We start from the raw sequence: 17,271 nt of genomic DNA on the forward strand, positions 1-17,271 counted from the left end.
TGCCAACACAATTAATGTATCACAAAAAATAATAAAAGAAAAGAGGCAGATTGTAAATTCCGGCAATTGTCTAAATTTATTCTCACTTTAAAATAAGGAAGCTCAAATAAAAAGGAGATTCAAACAGAAAAGTTGAATCTCCCATATGTTGCCTCTATAGTGTTTTAATAAGAACCCGAATAGCTTCAGATACATCGATTTGATTTTCCTGGCAGTGATTCGTGAGCTTTCGATACGTTTCCTCATCTAACCTCACATGAACGGTATGTACATATTTTTCAGAATCCAGTTTTTTTGGTCTTCCTCTGGTAACCTTCCTTTTGCCGCTGCCGTCTTTCCATACATTTATGATGACATATCCGTGTTTTTGAATCCAAAGATCACAATCATACTCTTTCCACATTGTTTTGGCTCTTTGCAGGAAATCAAGTTTGAATTTTACTAGTTCATCTCCTTGAAGTCCCTTCATGACCGCTTTTTCCATCGCCTTATGTTCGTTAAATTGGAGAAATTGGTCGTAAGATTTGAATGTTAATTCTTTCATTATTCCGCTCCCATAATCTATTATCTGCCTATAAAAATCATACCCTTTAAGAAAACAGTTGTAAATCCTGCCTGAATCCGTAACTTCCTTCATTTCTATTACGCTAGACTGCTAAATTTTCACAGCTTAAATGATTGCTAAATGCTGCCGGCCTTATCTGCAATTCTCATTCTAAAAAAGACCCAATCTGGTCTTACCCCTGTCAAGTAGACAACCTTAAAAAAGACTAAGCAGCCAGTGTGAGTCGGTATTCAACCGGAGCACACTGGTTTAGTTTTTTCTGGAATCTTTTATAGTTATAGAGATACATGTATTCTTCAAGTATTTGAATTAATTCTTTTTCTGTTTTAAACTGTGATCGATATAGCTTCTCTGTCTTTAGATGAGAGAAGAAAGACTCAATACAGGCATTATCGAGGCAGTTTCCTTTGCGAGAATGGCTGCCTTGAATGCCTATTTTCTTTAACTTTTTGTGGTATTGATTAGACGTGTATTGGAAGCCTTGATCTGAATGCAGGATCGCACCATACACGTTTCTTTTTTGTGTTAATAGATCGATTGTATTAAGGACCAATTCTAAGTCATTTCTCTTTGAAATATTCCAGGCTAAAACCTCATTGTTATAAAGATCGAGTATAACGGAAAGGTAATAAAATGAATCTCCAACTTGAATATACGTAATGTCTGTTACGTATTTCTCATCTGGTTTTAGAGCCTTAAAGTTACGGTTTAATAAGTTTGAGTAAATAACGGAAGGCTTCCTTCCGAAGAAGTTTCGCTTCTTCCTAATTTCAGCTCGAATATTCATATCAGTCATTAATCGATATACCTTCTTATGATTAATATGAAATCCTTCGTCTTTAAGAGCTATTTTCATACGAGGGTAACCATAAAAAGGGTATGTATGATGAATAGCCATAATATGTGATTTTATTAGATATTCTTTGGTCTGCCTGTCCTCCCTAAGGGAGGTCGTTTTAAGCCACTTATAATAACCTGATCTTGAGACTTGCGCAATCTCAGCTAACCAAGCGATAGGGTAAATACCACTTAGTTCGTTTATGATTTCGAATCGTTCTGCTTTTGGGATGATCCCTCCTCGTGTAGATTTGGATACCGCTTTTTTAGGTATTCAACCTGAGCTTTATAATAATCCCTTTCCTCTTGGATACTTTTAAAGTTCGTTCTGGGGCGCCCTTTAAGTGGATTACTGTCTGTGTTACCGCCTGCACGTCCCCTTAAATCTTCAAAGGACTCTCCCTGATTAAATTTCATAACCCATTTCTTTAATTGGGTTGGACTTCGAAGACCTAGCTCTTCCGATACTGTTCGGTAACTTTTGTTTCCTTCTTTGTATAGGTTTACTGCTCTTATTTTAAAATCTTCTGTATATTTTTGATACGTTCTTCCTGTTTTTCCCATGAAAAATCCCCTCCAAGTTAAGTGTATCACCATTTTTTATGATGGTCTTTTTACACTGTCTACTTAGAGGGGATAATATCAATCCTGCAATTGGATTGAGTCTTACTTGATCAAATTTTTATGAATTTTTCAGTACAGACTTTCCTTACTCCACAGTAACCGACTTAGCCAGGTTACGCGGCTTATCTACGTCACACTCGCGGTGCAGCGCAGCAAAATAAGAGATTAATTGTAAAGGTATTACAGAGATAAGAGGTGTTAATAGCTCGTTCACTTCCGGAATGATAAAGCTGTCTTCTTCTGTTTCCAGCCCTTTCATGGAAATGATGCAAGGGTTTGCTCCACGGGCAACAACCTCTTTGACGTTGCCGCGAATGCTTAAGTTAACACTTTCTTGAGTTGCCAGGGCAATGATTGGCGTACCGTTCTCGATTAAAGCGATGGTTCCATGCTTTAATTCTCCGCCTGCAAAGCCTTCAGCTTGAATATATGAAATTTCCTTCAGCTTAAGTGCACCTTCAAGGCCAACATAATAGTCGATCCCACGGCCAATAAAGAACGCATTGCGTGTAGTGGAAAGGAATTTGCGTGCTATATCTTCGAACTCTTCCTTCGCATCGCAAAGGACTTCCATGGCATTAGCAACAATGCCCAGCTCCTGAACAAGGTTGAAGTCCAGTTCCAATCCGCGGCTCTTCGCTGTAACTTCTGCAAGAATGGATAAAACAGCAATCTGGGCTGTATAAGCCTTTGTAGAAGCAACCGCAATTTCAGGACCGGCATGAAGCAATAACGTGTAATCTGCTTCACGTGATAGTGTTGAACCTGGAACATTTGTAATGGTTAATGCCTTATGGCCCATTTCCTTCACATTTACGAGTACGGCACGGCTATCTGCTGTCTCACCGCTTTGAGAGATAAAGATAAATAGCGGCTTCTCTGAAAGCAGCGGAATATTGTAGCCAAACTCACTTGAAATATGAACTTCAACTGGAATTTTTGCGATTTTTTCAATGAACTGCTTTCCAACAAGACCTGCATGATATGACGTCCCGGCTGCAATGATATAAATGCGGTCTGCATCGTTCATTGCTTCAACGATTTCCTGGTCGATTGTCAGCTCGCCATTATCATCTTGATACTTCTGGATGATTTTGCGCATCACTAAAGGCTGCTCATCGATTTCTTTCAGCATGTAGTGAGGATATGTTCCTTTTTCAATATCGCTTGCATCCAATTCGGCCGTATACGGATCACGGCTGATTTCCTCGCCATTCAGCGTCTGGATTTTAACAGCATCTTTTGTGACAATAACGATTTCTTTGTCCATTAGTTCAACATATTGATCTGTAACTTGCAGCATCGCCATTGCGTCAGAAGCGACTACATTGAATGTTTCACCTAATCCAACCAGAAGAGGGCTCTTGTTTTTCGCAACAAAAATCGTTTCATCGTTTTCTGCATCCAAAAGGGCGATTGCATAAGAGCCTTTTAAAAGTGTCAGCGTTTTGCGGAACGCTTCTTCAGTATTAGAACCTTCGTTCACGAATAATTCAATCAGCTGAACGATGATCTCTGTATCTGTATCACTTTTAAGGGCAACTCCCTGCAAATATTCGCGTTTTAAGATGTCATAGTTCTCAATTACGCCATTGTGAACAAGTGTAAAACGGCCGGAATTACTTTGATGAGGATGAGCATTTACTGTGCTTGGAACACCATGAGTCGCCCAGCGGGTGTGGCCAATCCCTGTGTTTGCCATTACATCTTCATCAACAATATTGCGAAGGTCCGCAATACGGCCTTTTTCCTTGAAAACCTGAACGCCGTTATCATTCATAACCGCGATGCCAGCTGAATCATAGCCTCTATATTCAAGCTTTTCCAAGCCCTTTAATAAAATTTCCTTTGAATCTAAGTTTCCAATATATCCAACGATACCACACATACTTCTTTTCCTCCTAATAATGAAGGGGCAAGAAGCCTTTTCGGGGCAGTCCTGCCCCTTATCTCTGTTTTTTTGATATTCGCTGCTCTAAGGGGCATTAAAGCCTCTTGGGGGAGCGTTTCTTAGTTTTAGCATTCCCTTCTCTTTGTGCATTCAGTTGCCCGAATGTTTTATAGAAGAAATCATCGGTTGTGCTTTCAACCGGGAGGCATCCGCCGAACATTCGATAAACCTCCTCCTCGTCAACTAATCCTTACGTCCAGGATCAGTTCAGGCGCTTTAGATTTAAATAATTTCTCACGATCCACCTTTCTCTTCTTGAATAAAGATGTTCTGTATTCTTAAATACAAAAACAGGATTATCATACATCAAAGTCAGACTTCCGTCAACAGATAAATTAAGGCAGCTGCCAGCCAGCCATTTCGGTATTCCCTTTTCGTGCGGCTGTAAACTCCATATATAAAAATATGCATAAGGGAGTTCAGGAGTTCCCTTATGCATATGATTTGCGCTATTTATTCTTTTAGTCCCATTTCACTTTCAACAACAGCAGCGATGCGCTCTACATAGGATGCGCAAAGTTCACCCGTTGGGGCTTCTGCCATTACGCGGACAAGCGGCTCTGTACCGGAAGGACGTACCAGAATCCGGCCGTTTCCGTTCATTTCTTCTTCAACCTGTGCAATGACTTCTTTCACTTTTTCATTGTCTGTCACATGATGCTTATCCGTTACACGAATGTTTACAAGCTTCTGCGGGAATTTCTGCATTTCGTTCGCAAGCTCAGATAGCGGCTTCTTGGTTACTTTCATGATGTTAACAAGCTGAAGGCCTGTCAAAAGCCCATCTCCAGTTGTGATGTAGTCCAGGAAAATGATATGACCTGACTGTTCTCCGCCAAGGTTGTAGCCATTCTTCTTCATTTCCTCCACAACATAGCGGTCGCCTACAGCTGTCTGAACACTTTCGACCCCGTTAGCTTCCAGCCCTTTATAGAAGCCCAGGTTGCTCATTACAGTGGAAACTACTGTGCTTTGCTTAAGCCTTCCCTGCTCTTTCATGTATTTTCCGCAGATATACATGATCTGGTCGCCATCCACAATATCTCCATTTTCGTCAATTGCAATCAAGCGGTCTCCGTCTCCATCAAATGCCAGTCCAACATCTGCTTCTTTTTCCTTAACAAATGCAGATAACGCTTCAGGATGAGTTGATCCGACTCCTGCATTAATATTGAGTCCGTTAGGAGATGCTCCCATCATGGAAAGATCGGCATCAAGATCAGCAAATAGGTGTGTTGCCAGCGGTGAAGTAGCACCATGTGCACAATCGAGCGCAATGTGAATGCCAGAGAAATCTTCATCAACCGTCTGCTTTAGGTATTGAAGATACTTCTGTCCGCCTTCAAAGTAATCATTCACCTGTCCCAGGCTGCCTCCAACTGGTCTTGGAAGCTGATCTTCTGCCATATCCATTAATTCCTCAATCTCAGCTTCCTGATCATCGGAAAGCTTAAAGCCATCAGGACCAAAAAACTTTATTCCGTTATCCTCAACCGGATTATGGGAAGCAGAAATCATGACGCCAGCTTCTGCACCCAGTGCTTTTGTTAAATAAGCGACGCCAGGCGTTGAAATGACTCCGAGGCGCATAACCTCTGCTCCAATCGATAATAGTCCCGCTACAAGTGCGCCTTCCAGCATATGGCCCGAAATACGGGTATCACGGCCGATTAATACTTTCGGACGATCATGATCTTTCGTTAATACATAACCTCCAAAACGGCCCAGTTTAAAGGCCAGCTCCGGTGTCAATTCACTATTTGCAACTCCGCGTACTCCATCTGTACCGAAATATTTACCCATTTTATAATCGCTCCTTCTTACTTTAAGAAAAACTCTATATTAAGCTTCTTCTTTTTGTGTAATTGATATAGTCGCTTTACCTGCTGCAGGTTTTATATCCAACCCTGAAGGGCCATCGACATTTATTGGCACCTCATGGTCACCTTCACCAAGGTCTGCCAGGCTCAAATATAAATTAAAATCTTCCGCTTGGAGATCCTGAACCGTGCTGCTTTTACCGGTAACCGTAATACTTGTCCTTCCGGAAGCTGGGTTTTTAAGGACCGCTTCATATTCTTCAGCTAAACCAGCTAAGTTGATGGGGAGACTTGAAAAGGTTTTGGTTTCCTCTTTTTCCTGTGCCTCTGTTTCTTCAGCAGGCTCTTCTGCAGTTTCCTCTTCATTCACATTCTCCTCAGTGCTGATGTCAACAGACGCCTTCACTGTTTTAGGATCCACTCCTGTAATGCCATTTGGGATAATAACCGGCAGAGTGAGCACGGAGTCTTTCTCAATCTTGCTGACATCCACCTCTACCCTGACACTTTCAGTTTCATTTAGTACTTCTTCACGGCCCGTTATGGAAGCCTCGTTCACATCAAGTTCAATCGAATTAATGGTAACCCCATCTTGAGGGTCTCCATTCCGGACGATTGTTATGGGAACCGTCTTGCTTAACTGTTTAACCGGCACTGTAACTTGAATCACTTGCGGTTCCACAATTACATCAAGCTTATTCATCTCACGGTCCAACACCCTGACAGTTGCTTCATCAGTGATTGTCTCAGTTATTGGCCCCTTTACATCCAGGGTTGCCTTTACAAAGCTGATCCGCTCGATCACTTCTTTTGCTCCCGTGATCTTTACTGTCTTTGGTTCTGCAGATGCCGCTTCGGCTGAATACCCCTCACCAAGCAGGCCATTATTAAATTCTGCATCCACTTTAAATTCCTGAGTTACTTTTTCGTGGACTGTCACATCTGCATATTGCGGATTGATTGTTACATCAAGTTTATCTGAGATATCGCGAATCTTAATTTCCACTCTTTGAGAGCCAGTTTCTGCATTTGTTAAATCTACATATACTTCGAAGTTCTGCTGTTTTTTCGCTGGCTCCAGGTGGCTTTTTGGACCCTCTATACTCAAATCAACTGTATCAGGAATACCGGTAACGACCAGATTTTCTGTATCATAGTAGCTTTTGACAGGGACATCTTCGATAATGTCTGAATCCTGCTGGCCGGGAACGTTTATATTCTTTAATTCCTTATCTGCATCATATACCGAATCAAACAGAAAAAGTGCCAGGATCAAGGCGACAATTTTCATGAACCAGCGGGTATCTACCAATTTGTCAATTAACTTATCCATTCTTTTTCCCCCTCCAGTTCCAAAGACCTGAAGAAGTCTGTTTTATCTTCTGCTGAACAAGCAATTCACTTGAAAGCATATCTTTAAAAGCTTCAGCTTTTAAATCACGGTGCAGTTCACCGTTTTTGGTTAAGGAAACACTTCCTGTTTCCTCAGAAACTATAATAGTAATACTGTCAGTTACTTCACTTATACCTAAAGCAGCCCTATGTCTGGTGCCCAGCTCTTTTGAGATGAATGGACTTTCTGACAGCGGCAGATAACAGGCTGCTGCTGCCACACAATTCCTTTGAATGATGACGGCTCCGTCATGCAGCGGTGTATTCGGAATAAATATATTAATCAGAAGCTCAGATGAAATTTTGGAATCAAGCTGAATACCGGTTTCAATATAGTCATTCATCCCTGTTTCCCGCTCCACTGAAATAAGCGCCCCAATGCGGCGTTTAGCCATATAATCCACAGCCTTAGCAATGGATTCGACCAGTTTCTCCTGATTTTCCTCCTCCTGATTTGCCGTCCTTGAGAAGAATCTTCCTCTTCCCAATTGCTCCAGTGCTCTTCGCAGCTCCGGCTGGAAAATGATTATGATGGCCAGAAATCCCCAAAGCAGCACTTGTTCCATCATCCATCCTAATGTTTGCAGGTGAAACTTGTCGCTTGCTACTTTAACCAGGATAATGACAAAAATCCCCTTCAGCAATTGGACAGCCTTTGTTCCTTTAACAATCATTATGAGCTTATAGATGACGTACCAGACAAGGAGAATGTCTATTGTATTAGCCAACAATTTCAAAATAGAGAAATCTGCAAATGACATTATCCTTCCTCCAAATATATATTTCAAAAGCAAAAATGCTTAAAGTTCCTTTATGTAACTTTCATATTATATCATATTAAACGCTAATTCCAATTTTGAGACAACAGACATCACCTGGAAAAATAAGTACACTAAGAATCCCTGCCTTAAAGCAGGGATTCTTACTATGGTTATGTCTATTTCTCTTTGTCTGTTTCTCCGCTTTCAAATACATATACGGCATCCTTGGCTGCCTTTTTGATGTGATACCACAGCCATTCGAAAATGGCATCAACCTCTTCGATTTCTCCGGAGACCTTACCTGCTGAAGCCATGTACTGCTCGCCCTTGATGACCGTGCCATTGATGACCGTAACATTTCCTTCTATTTCGCCCTGAATTTCCAAGTCGCCGTTCTTAACCACAACATCGCCTTTTACCACTTCACCTTCCGGTACGATCACCTTATCGTTTTGCACCACAAGGTTTGGCTGCTTAGAAACCGATAATTGGTGATCCTGATCCCAGGAAGAAACGACGCTTCCCATCATCAGAACAAGAAAGAGGGACGCCGCAGTTAAAAGCGGATGATGCCTGAACCAGCGCTGGACCCCGACTTTCCGCTTTTCTTTGGGCAATTTCGCCATAACGTTTGCCGTAAAATTTTCAGGTGCCTGTATATGTGAAGTGCTTTGGACTAAAGCGATCGTCTTCTTTAATTCATGGAAATGAATTTGGCATTCTTCACAGGTCTGCAAATGTGCCCTTAATTCCTTCTCATGTTCGGCTGAGATCTCTTCATCTAGGTACTCATGCATATAAACAACCATTTCTGCTGGACATTTCAAAGTTCTCACCCTCTTTTTTAAACGTATCTTAATTGATTCCTTAGTGCTTCCCGGCCCCGGTGAATCCTGGTTTTAACCGTTCCCAGAGGAAGGTCGAGCGTTTCACTGATCTCGTTCAGCGATAATTCTTCAATATATTTTAAAACAATAACCGAACGATATTTCTCCGGAAGCTTCGATATCTCCCTTTGGATTGTTTCCTGCAGTTCCAGACTTTCTACTTCTTCCTCCGGCAGCCTCGCATCGGAAGCAATTTGAGAATACATGTTCAGCCCATCCGTTCCTGCGACCTCTGCATCCAGATAATAATCAGGCTTCTTTTTTCTGATTCTGTCTATACAAAGGTTAGTGGCAATCCGATAGAGCCACGTGGAAAATTTCAAGTCAATATTAAAGCTGGCAATGTTTATATAGGCTCTTAAGAAAGCCTCCTGAGCGATATCCTCTGCCTCATGCCTGTTTCCCAGCATTCTGTAGCAAATCTGAAAAACTTTATCTTTGTATATTTCAACAACTTCAGCATAAGCATCCTGGTCGCCTTTTAATACTTGCTTTATCCTCTTCTTTACGATTGTCTCCATTTTTTTACCTCCGCTCCAGTGCGGCTAATCGATAATACGAATCGATAGCGGAAAAGGTTTCATTTTAATTAAAAAACATTCAATTTCTATATTAGCAAATTTTTACTTATTCTGGTTTATTTTTTTCCTTTTAGGGTATAAAAGTACTAAATTAATTGAAAAGGGTTGGTTACGGTGTGTATTAAGGAATTATTGAGAGATATTGAGGATTGCCGGTCAAGAATGATCCAGTTAACAGCTTCCGCTTCTTTTACAGACCACTCGGTAGTTGATACGAGCACGAAACTCGATCAGCTTCTAAATAAATATTATACCCTCACAGCAAAAAAATGAGCAGAACTTGTTTACGTTCTGCTCATTTTTATTTTTTATTATTATAGAAGCTTCTCGCCAAATAATGAACCCATAAGCGCGACTGCAACGGTAGCTGTTTTGTTTTTGTCATCCAGGATTGGGTTAACCTCTACAAATTCAGCCGATGTAATGATCTGAGCTTCTGCAAGCATCTCCATGGCCAAGTGGCTTTCACGGTAGCTGATGCCGCCAATAACTGGAGTTCCAACACCCGGTGCATCATGCGGATCCAGCCCATCCAGATCCAATGACAGATGAACACCATCTGTATTTCTTTCTTTTAAATATGTAATAGACTCCTCCATAACCTTTGTCATCCCAAGACGGTCAATTTCGTGCATGGTGTATACTTTAATGCCTTTTTCCTTAATAAGCTCCCGCTCTCCTTCATCCAAAGATCTTGCCCCAATAATGACAATATTCTCCGGCTTAACCTTTGGAGCATATCCTCCTACATTGGTTAAAAGCGGGTGCCCAATTCCCAGGCTTACTGCAAGAGGCATGCCATGAATGTTCCCAGAAGGTGAAGTTTCAGCTGTATTTAGATCCCCGTGGGCATCATACCAGATTACCCCAAGATTTTTGTAGTGCTTTGAAACACCGGCCAATGTTCCAATAGCAATGCTGTGATCGCCGCCAAGTACTAATGGAAAAGAGCCACTTTCTATTGCTTTATCAACTTCTTCTCCTAGTTTTTCTGTCTTTTCAGCAATAAGGTTCAAGTTTCTAAGATTTGAATTTGGATCGATTTGAACTTCCGGACGGCCGATGGCAATATCGCCCTGATCATGGATTTCTTGGAATAAACACTTTAATCGCTCATTCACACCTGCATATCGGATCGCACTTGGCCCCATGTCCACACCGCGTCTCATCTGGCCAAGATCCATCGGCATTCCAATTATCGATAATTTCTGTCTTTTCATAGTACAAATCCTCCCTTTCCCTTCATACTCATATTTTAACCGCTTTCAAACACATGACTCAACTCGACAAAATCGTGTATATATATGCGGCTCCCAAGGAAAGAGGCTTCTAAATATACTATGTTAACCTCCGGATTATTCCCAATTATTGTTTATGAAATAAAAAAATCCCTAAACCATGCTGGTCTAAGGATTGTTGTATTATGTATAAAGGTGGAGACTAGCGGGATCGAACCGCTGACCTCCTGCGTGCAAAGCAGGCGCTCTCCCAGCTGAGCTAAGGCCCCATTTGGAGCGGAAGACGGGGTTCGAACCCGCGACCCCCACCTTGGCAAGGTGATGTTCTACCACTGAACTACTTCCGCAATAAATATTTATATTTACAAATAAGACCTTCAGGACTCGATTCCCAAGGTCTGCGTTTTTCTATAAAGTGAGCCATGAAGGACTCGAACCTTCGACCCTCTGATTAAAAGTCAGATGCTCTACCGACTGAGCTAATGGCTCATAATAGTATTATTTCCTAAAACCTGATTCTGCTAAGTCAGATGTTCCAAAGCGCTGCGCGCTTTGTCACAGATTTCCATTCGGTGAGGAATGGCTTAGATGATGCAATCTGCTCTACCGACTGAGCAAATGGCTCATAAGAATGGCTGGGCTAGCAGGATTCGAACCTGCGAGTGACGGAGTCAAAGTCCGGTGCCTTACCGCTTGGCTATAGCCCAATAATTACAAAATAAAAAGGACATTCATAGCTTGTCCAGTTTTTTGTGTTTTTATTAAGAATAAATGGTGGAGGGGGGCAGATTCGAACTGCCGAACCCGAAGGAGCGGATTTACAGTCCGCCGCGTTTAGCCACTTCGCTACCCCTCCATCTAAAAAAGATGGTGCCGGCGAGAGGACTTGAACCCCCAACCTACTGATTACAAGTCAGTTGCTCTACCAATTGAGCTACACCGGCAAATATGGTGGAGGATGACGGGATCGAACCGCCGACCCTCTGCTTGTAAGGCAGATGCTCTCCCAGCTGAGCTAATCCTCCAAAATGGTGACCCCTACGGGATTCGAACCCGTGTTACCGCCGTGAAAGGGCGGTGTCTTAACCGCTTGACCAAGGGGCCTAGTACTCTAGTTGTCTACATTAAGAGAGCTTCCAACCGGGCTCGAACCGGTGACCTCTTCCTTACCATGGAAGTGCTCTACCTGCTGAGCTATGGAAGCAACAGCTCATAATTCCCAAAAGGGGCTTTATGAAAATGGCTCCGCAGGCAGGATTCGAACCTGCGACCGTTCGGTTAACAGCCGAATGCTCTACCACTGAGCTACTGCGGAAAAGTGGTATTTTAGTAAACAGCCCGGCAGCGTCCTACTCTCACAAGGGGACAGCCCCTAACTACCATCGGCGCTGAGAAGCTTAACTTCCGTGTTCGGTATGGGAACGGGTGTGACCTTCTCGCTATCGCCACCAGACTATTTTCAAAAGACAAGTATGATTATACTTTCTTTTGATGTTTTTTTCAAGAGGAAATTTCATTTTTTCGTTCCCTCAAAACTAGATAATGCATGAAGAAGCATTTGCCGAGTATTCACCAATGACTTGGTTAAGTCCTCGATCGATTAGTATCAGTCAGCTCCACATGTCGCCACGCTTCCACCTCTGACCTATCAACCTGATCATCTTTCAGGGATCTTACTAGCTTGACGCTATGGGAAATCTCATCTCGAGGGGGGCTTCATGCTTAGATGCTTTCAGCACTTATCCCTTCCGCACATAGCTACCCAGCGATGCCTTTGGCAAGACAACTGGTACACCAGCGGTGCGTCCATCCCGGTCCTCTCGTACTAAGGACAGCTCCTCTCAAATTTCCTGCGCCCACGACGGATAGGGACCGAACTGTCTCACGACGTTCTGAACCCAGCTCGCGTACCGCTTTAATGGGCGAACAGCCCAACCCTTGGGACCGACTACAGCCCCAGGATGCGATGAGCCGACATCGAGGTGCCAAACCTCCCCGTCGATGTGGACTCTTGGGGGAGATAAGCCTGTTATCCCCGGGGTAGCTTTTATCCGTTGAGCGATGGCCCTTCCATGCGGAACCACCGGATCACTAAGCCCGACTTTCGTCCCTGCTCGACTTGTAGGTCTCGCAGTCAAGCTCCCTTGTGCCTTTACACTCTGCGAATGATTTCCAACCATTCTGAGGGAACCTTTGGGCGCCTCCGTTACTTTTTAGGAGGCGACCGCCCCAGTCAAACTGCCCACCTGACACTGTCTCCCGCCCCGATCAGGGGCGCGGGTTAGAATTTCAATACAGCCAGGGTAGTATCCCACCGACGCCTCCACCGAAGCTGGCGCTCCGGCTTCTCAGGCTCCTACCTATCCTGTACAAGCTGTACCAAAATTCAATATCAGGCTACAGTAAAGCTCCACGGGGTCTTTCCGTCCTGTCGCGGGTAACCTGCATCTTCACAGGTACTATAATTTCACCGAGTCTCTCGTTGAGACAGTGCCCAGATCGTTACGCCTTTCGTGCGGGTCGGAACTTACCCGACAAGGAATTTCGCTACCTTAGGACCGTTATAGTTACGGCCGCCGTTTACTGGGGCTTCGATTCAAAGCTTCGCTTGCGCTAACCTCTCCTCTTAACCTTCCAGCACCGGGCAGGCGTCAGCCCCTATACTTCGCCTTGCGGCTTCGCAGAGACCTGTGTTTTTGCTAAACAGTCGCCTGGGCCTATTCACTGCGGCTCATCAGGGCTATGCACCCTAATGAGCACCCCTTCTCCCGAAGTTACGGGGTCATTTTGCCGAGTTCCTTAACGAGAGTTCTCTCGCTCACCTTAGGATTCTCTCCTCGCCTACCTGTGTCGGTTTGCGGTACGGGCACCTTTTCCCTCGCTAGAGGCTTTTCTTGGCAGTGTGGAATCAGGAACTTCGGTACTAAATTTCCCTCGCCGTCACAGCTCAGCCTGTGTGGTAACGGGATTTGCCTCGTTACCGGCCTAACTGCTTGGACGCGCTAATCCAGCAGCGCGCTTACCCTATCCTCCTGCGTCCCCCCATTGCTCAAACGGTAAAGAGGTGGTACAGGAATATCAACCTGTTGTCCATCGCCTACGCTTTTCAGCCTCGGCTTAGGTCCCGACTAACCCTGAGCGGACGAGCCTTCCTCAGGAAACCTTAGGCATTCGGTGGATGGGATTCTCACCCATCTTTCGCTACTCATACCGGCATTCTCACTTCTAAGCGCTCCACCAGTCCTTGCGGTCTGGCTTCAACGCCCTTAGAACGCTCTCCTACCACTGACATCGGAAGATGTCAATCCACAGCTTCGGTGATACGTTTAGCCCCGGTACATTTTCGGCGCGGAGTCACTCGACCAGTGAGCTATTACGCACTCTTTAAATGGTGGCTGCTTCTAAGCCAACATCCTGGTTGTCTAAGCAACTCCACATCCTTTTCCACTTAACGTATACTTTGGGACCTTAGCTGGTGGTCTGGGCTGTTTCCCTCTTGACTACGGATCTTATCACTCGCAGTCTGACTCCCATGGATAAGTCTTTGGCATTCGGAGTTTGTCTGAATTCGGTAACCCGATGGGGGCCCCTAGTCCAAACAGTGCTCTACCTCCAAGACTCTTACTACATGAGGCTAGCCCTAAAGCTATTTCGGAGAGAACCAGCTATCTCCAAGTTCGATTGGAATTTCTCCGCTACCCACACCTCATCCCCGCACTTTTCAACGTGCGTGGGTTCGGGCCTCCATCCAGTGTTACCTGGACTTCACCCTGGACATGGGTAGATCACCTGGTTTCGGGTCTACGACCACATACTCATTCGCCCTATTCAGACTCGCTTTCGCTGCGGCTCCGTCTCTTCAACTTAACCTCGCATGTAATCGTAACTCGCCGGTTCATTCTACAAAAGGCACGCTATCACCCATTAACGGGCTCTAACTACTTGTAGGCACACGGTTTCAGGATCTCTTTCACTCCCCTTCCGGGGTGCTTTTCACCTTTCCCTCACGGTACTGGTTCACTATCGGTCACTAGGGAGTATTTAGCCTTGGGAGATGGTCCTCCCTGCTTCCGACGGGATTTCTCGTGTCCCGCCGTACTCAGGATCCACTCTGGAGGGAACGAAGTTTCAACTACAGGGCTTTTACCTTCTCTGGCCGGCCTTTCCAGACCTGTTCATTTACCTCGTTCCTTTGTAACTCCGTGTAGAGTGTCCTACAACCCCAGGAGGCAAGCCTCCTGGTTTGGGCTAATCCCGTTTCGCTCGCCGCTACTCAGGGAATCGCGTTTGCTTTCTCTTCCTCCGGGTACTTAGATGTTTCAGTTCCCCGGGTCTGCCTTCAATACCCTATGTATTCAGGTAAAGATCCTATCCCATTACGGATAGGGGGTTCCCCCATTCGGAAATCTCCGGATCAAAGCTTACTTACAGCTCCCCGAAGCATATCGGTGTTAGTACCGTCCTTCATCGGCTCCTAGTGCCAAGGCATTCACCGTGCGCCCTTTCTAACTTAACCTACTTCGGCCGCTGATCGACTGCGGATCTCTGCGTCAGCTCTCTCGCTCCGCTCCTCACGTACTGAAGTACGCTCCGGTGCTCACTCGGTCGCTTCCTTGATCTCCTTGCCGCTCATCGTCCTCATGGTTTGTGCTCTTACGTTGTTTTAAAACAATAATAAGAGAAAAAAAACTAAGATGGCGATTACTCGGTTATTGCTTCTTCATTAACATTATCTAGTTTTCAAAGAACGAATCTTTCAATGAGAGATTGAACTCTCAAAACTGAACGAACAAAACGCGTCACGTTTCATGTAAATATCCTTAGAAAGGAGGTGATCCAGCCGCACCTTCCGATACGGCTACCTTGTTACGACTTCACCCCAATCATCTGTCCCACCTTAGGCGGCTGGCTCCAAATGGTTACCCCACCGACTTCGGGTGTTACAAACTCTCGTGGTGTGACGGGCGGTGTGTACAAGGCCCGGGAACGTATTCACCGCGGCATGCTGATCCGCGATTACTAGCGATTCCGGCTTCATGCAGGCGAGTTGCAGCCTGCAATCCGAACTGAGAATGGTTTTATGGGATTCGCTTAACCTCGCGGTCTCGCAGCCCTTTGTACCATCCATTGTAGCACGTGTGTAGCCCAGGTCATAAGGGGCATGATGATTTGACGTCATCCCCACCTTCCTCCGGTTTGTCACCGGCAGTCACCTTAGAGTGCCCAACTGAATGCTGGCAACTAAGATCAAGGGTTGCGCTCGTTGCGGGACTTAACCCAACATCTCACGACACGAGCTGACGACAACCATGCACCACCTGTCATCCTGTCCCCCGAAGGGGAACGCCCTATCTCTAGGGTTGTCAGGAGATGTCAAGACCTGGTAAGGTTCTTCGCGTTGCTTCGAATTAAACCACATGCTCCACCGCTTGTGCGGGCCCCCGTCAATTCCTTTGAGTTTCAGCCTTGCGGCCGTACTCCCCAGGCGGAGTGCTTAATGCGTTTGCTGCAGCACTAAAGGGCGGAAACCCTCTAACACTTAGCACTCATCGTTTACGGCGTGGACTACCAGGGTATCTAATCCTGTTTGCTCCCCACGCTTTCGCGCCTCAGCGTCAGTTACAGACCAAAGAGTCGCCTTCGCCACTGGTGTTCCTCCACATCTCTACGCATTTCACCGCTACACGTGGAATTCCACTCTTCTCTTCTGCACTCAAGTTCCCCAGTTTCCAATGACCCTCCCCGGTTGAGCCGGGGGCTTTCACATCAGACTTAAGGAACCGCCTGCGCGCGCTTTACGCCCAATAATTCCGGACAACGCTTGCCACCTACGTATTACCGCGGCTGCTGGCACGTAGTTAGCCGTGGCTTTCTGGTTAGGTACCGTCAAGGTACCGGCAGTTACTCCGGTACTTGTTCTTCCCTAACAACAGAGTTTTACGATCCGAAAACCTTCATCACTCACGCGGCGTTGCTCCGTCAGACTTTCGTCCATTGCGGAAGATTCCCTACTGCTGCCTCCCGTAGGAGTCTGGGCCGTGTCTCAGTCCCAGTGTGGCCGATCACCCTCTCAGGTCGGCTACGCATCGTCGCCTTGGTGAGCCGTTACCTCACCAACTAGCTAATGCGCCGCGGGCCCATCTGTAAGTGATAGCCGAAACCATCTTTCAGCTTTCCCTCATGTAAGGGAAAGAATTATCCGGTATTAGCCCCGGTTTCCCGGAGTTATCCCAGTCTTACAGGCAGGTTGCCCACGTGTTACTCACCCGTCCGCCGCTGACTTCAGGGAGCAAGCTCCCATCTGTCCGCTTGACTTGCATGTATTAGGCACGCCGCCAGCGTTCGTCCTGAGCCAGGATCAAACTCTCCATATAAGAGTTGATTAAGCTCATAAGTTGTCTTTTTAAAAAAGACTAAAGAATTAACGTTGACGTTTTTGTTCGTTCAGTTTTCAAAGATCAATCCGTCGCTCAGAAGCGACTTTATTAATATATCATGTGTCAACTTTGATGTCAACAACTTTTTTTAAGTTGTTTTTGCTTTCCGTCATCAGCGACGTTTATTAATATACCAAGATACCATTAACAAGTCAACAGCTTTTTTGTATTTTTTCTT

Annotated in this window: 10 protein-coding genes, 10 tRNA genes and 3 rRNA genes; 1 reads left to right on the forward strand and 22 read right to left on the reverse strand. The window is 45.1% G+C overall.

Annotated features, from left to right (window positions below; genetic code table 11):
- Window positions 1-154: 154 nt before the first annotated feature.
- From QUF73_16685 to sigW, 8 genes are all read right to left on the reverse strand, one after another.
- A complete protein-coding gene (locus QUF73_16685) occupies window positions 155-544 on the reverse strand; it encodes a ribbon-helix-helix protein, CopG family (protein ID MDM5227800.1) in 390 nt (129 codons plus the stop codon).
- A 226-nt stretch (window positions 545-770) separates the two neighbouring features.
- Window positions 771-1,966, reverse strand: a protein-coding gene (locus tag QUF73_16690) for an IS3 family transposase (GenBank protein MDM5227801.1) whose coding sequence is annotated in 2 segments (ribosomal slippage) — window positions 771-1,660 and window positions 1,660-1,966 — 1,197 coding nt in all. Because the reading frame shifts where the segments join, the coding sequence is not laid out codon by codon here.
- Between the two features lie 145 nt (window positions 1,967-2,111).
- On the reverse strand, window positions 2,112-3,914 hold the full coding sequence (glmS, locus tag QUF73_16695; GenBank protein ID MDM5227802.1) for a glutamine--fructose-6-phosphate transaminase (isomerizing): 1,803 nt from the start codon (window positions 3,912-3,914) through the stop codon (window positions 2,112-2,114).
- A gap of 516 nt (window positions 3,915-4,430) precedes the next feature.
- On the reverse strand, window positions 4,431-5,780 hold the full coding sequence (gene glmM / locus QUF73_16700) for a phosphoglucosamine mutase (protein ID MDM5227803.1): 1,350 nt from the start codon (window positions 5,778-5,780) through the stop codon (window positions 4,431-4,433).
- A gap of 39 nt (window positions 5,781-5,819) precedes the next feature.
- The gene (locus QUF73_16705; protein ID MDM5227804.1) at window positions 5,820-7,130 is read right to left on the reverse strand and encodes a CdaR family protein; all 1,311 of its coding nucleotides are present in this window, start codon (window positions 7,128-7,130) and stop codon (window positions 5,820-5,822) included.
- Entirely contained in the window at window positions 7,123-7,950 is an 828-nt protein-coding gene (cdaA, locus tag QUF73_16710; GenBank protein ID MDM5227805.1) for a diadenylate cyclase CdaA, read from the reverse strand. The genes QUF73_16705 and cdaA overlap by 8 nt, the downstream gene beginning before the upstream one ends.
- 176 nt (window positions 7,951-8,126) lie before the next feature.
- On the reverse strand, window positions 8,127-8,777 hold the full coding sequence (locus QUF73_16715) for an anti-sigma factor (GenBank protein MDM5227806.1): 651 nt from the start codon (window positions 8,775-8,777) through the stop codon (window positions 8,127-8,129).
- Window positions 8,778-8,794: 17 nt separating this feature from the next.
- Complete coding sequence (gene sigW, locus QUF73_16720) at window positions 8,795-9,358, reverse strand: RNA polymerase sigma factor SigW (GenBank protein ID MDM5227807.1); 564 nt, start codon at window positions 9,356-9,358, stop codon at window positions 8,795-8,797.
- Window positions 9,359-9,532: 174 nt separating this feature from the next.
- Here sigW and QUF73_16725 point away from each other — a divergent pair, with 174 nt between their 5' ends.
- Window positions 9,533-9,691 (forward strand): aspartyl-phosphate phosphatase Spo0E family protein, encoded by a 159-nt coding sequence (locus QUF73_16725; GenBank protein MDM5227808.1) that lies wholly within the window; start codon window positions 9,533-9,535, stop codon window positions 9,689-9,691.
- A 41-nt stretch (window positions 9,692-9,732) separates the two neighbouring features.
- On the opposite strand, the gene rocF is transcribed toward QUF73_16725, so the two are convergent.
- The 14 genes from rocF to QUF73_16795 all read right to left on the reverse strand — a co-directional run bounded on the left by rocF (window position 9,733) and on the right by QUF73_16795 (window position 17,030).
- On the reverse strand, window positions 9,733-10,638 hold the full coding sequence (gene rocF / locus QUF73_16730; GenBank protein MDM5227809.1) for an arginase: 906 nt from the start codon (window positions 10,636-10,638) through the stop codon (window positions 9,733-9,735).
- Window positions 10,639-10,852: 214 nt separating this feature from the next.
- Window positions 10,853-10,925: transfer RNA gene (locus QUF73_16735), tRNA-Ala, on the reverse strand.
- Between the two features lie 3 nt (window positions 10,926-10,928).
- A tRNA-Gly gene (locus QUF73_16740) sits at window positions 10,929-11,003 on the reverse strand.
- Window positions 11,004-11,072: 69 nt separating this feature from the next.
- A tRNA-Lys gene (locus tag QUF73_16745) sits at window positions 11,073-11,145 on the reverse strand.
- A 143-nt stretch (window positions 11,146-11,288) separates the two neighbouring features.
- Window positions 11,289-11,363, reverse strand: a tRNA-Gln gene (locus tag QUF73_16750).
- 65 nt (window positions 11,364-11,428) lie between these two features.
- A tRNA-Tyr gene (locus tag QUF73_16755) sits at window positions 11,429-11,512 on the reverse strand.
- A gap of 12 nt (window positions 11,513-11,524) precedes the next feature.
- Window positions 11,525-11,600 (reverse strand) — tRNA-Thr (locus QUF73_16760).
- Window positions 11,601-11,605: 5 nt separating this feature from the next.
- Window positions 11,606-11,681, reverse strand: a tRNA-Val gene (locus QUF73_16765).
- 4 nt (window positions 11,682-11,685) lie between these two features.
- Window positions 11,686-11,760, reverse strand: a tRNA-Glu gene (locus tag QUF73_16770).
- A 27-nt stretch (window positions 11,761-11,787) separates the two neighbouring features.
- A tRNA-Thr gene (locus QUF73_16775) sits at window positions 11,788-11,860 on the reverse strand.
- Window positions 11,861-11,896: 36 nt separating this feature from the next.
- Window positions 11,897-11,971, reverse strand: a tRNA-Asn gene (locus QUF73_16780).
- Window positions 11,972-11,992: 21 nt separating this feature from the next.
- Window positions 11,993-12,109 (reverse strand): 5S ribosomal RNA (gene rrf / locus QUF73_16785).
- Between the two features lie 127 nt (window positions 12,110-12,236).
- Window positions 12,237-15,172 (reverse strand): 23S ribosomal RNA (locus QUF73_16790).
- A 308-nt stretch (window positions 15,173-15,480) separates the two neighbouring features.
- Window positions 15,481-17,030, reverse strand: a 16S ribosomal RNA gene (locus tag QUF73_16795).
- The 16S, 23S and 5S rRNA genes sit together here with 10 tRNA genes alongside, the layout of an rRNA operon.
- Window positions 17,031-17,271 lie beyond the last annotated feature (241 nt).

The sequence above is a fragment of the Cytobacillus sp. NJ13 genome (assembly GCA_030348385.1).
In the GTDB taxonomy this organism is placed as follows: Bacteria; Bacillota; Bacilli; order Bacillales; family Cytobacillaceae; genus Cytobacillus.

What these genes read in the sequence shown, in the direction of transcription:
- QUF73_16685 (MDM5227800.1), bottom strand. Translation starts at nt 544, where the DNA reads ATGAAAGAATTAACATTCAAATCTTACGACCAATTTCTCCAATTTAAC.
- glmS (MDM5227802.1), bottom strand. Translation starts at nt 3,914, where the DNA reads ATGTGTGGTATCGTTGGATATATTGGAAACTTAGATTCAAAGGAAATT.
- glmM (MDM5227803.1), bottom strand. Translation starts at nt 5,780, where the DNA reads ATGGGTAAATATTTCGGTACAGATGGAGTACGCGGAGTTGCAAATAGT.
- QUF73_16705 (MDM5227804.1), bottom strand. Translation starts at nt 7,130, where the DNA reads ATGGATAAGTTAATTGACAAATTGGTAGATACCCGCTGGTTCATGAAA.
- cdaA (MDM5227805.1), bottom strand. Translation starts at nt 7,950, where the DNA reads ATGTCATTTGCAGATTTCTCTATTTTGAAATTGTTGGCTAATACAATA.
- sigW (MDM5227807.1), bottom strand. Translation starts at nt 9,358, where the DNA reads ATGGAGACAATCGTAAAGAAGAGGATAAAGCAAGTATTAAAAGGCGAC.
- rocF (MDM5227809.1), bottom strand. Translation starts at nt 10,638, where the DNA reads ATGAAAAGACAGAAATTATCGATAATTGGAATGCCGATGGATCTTGGC.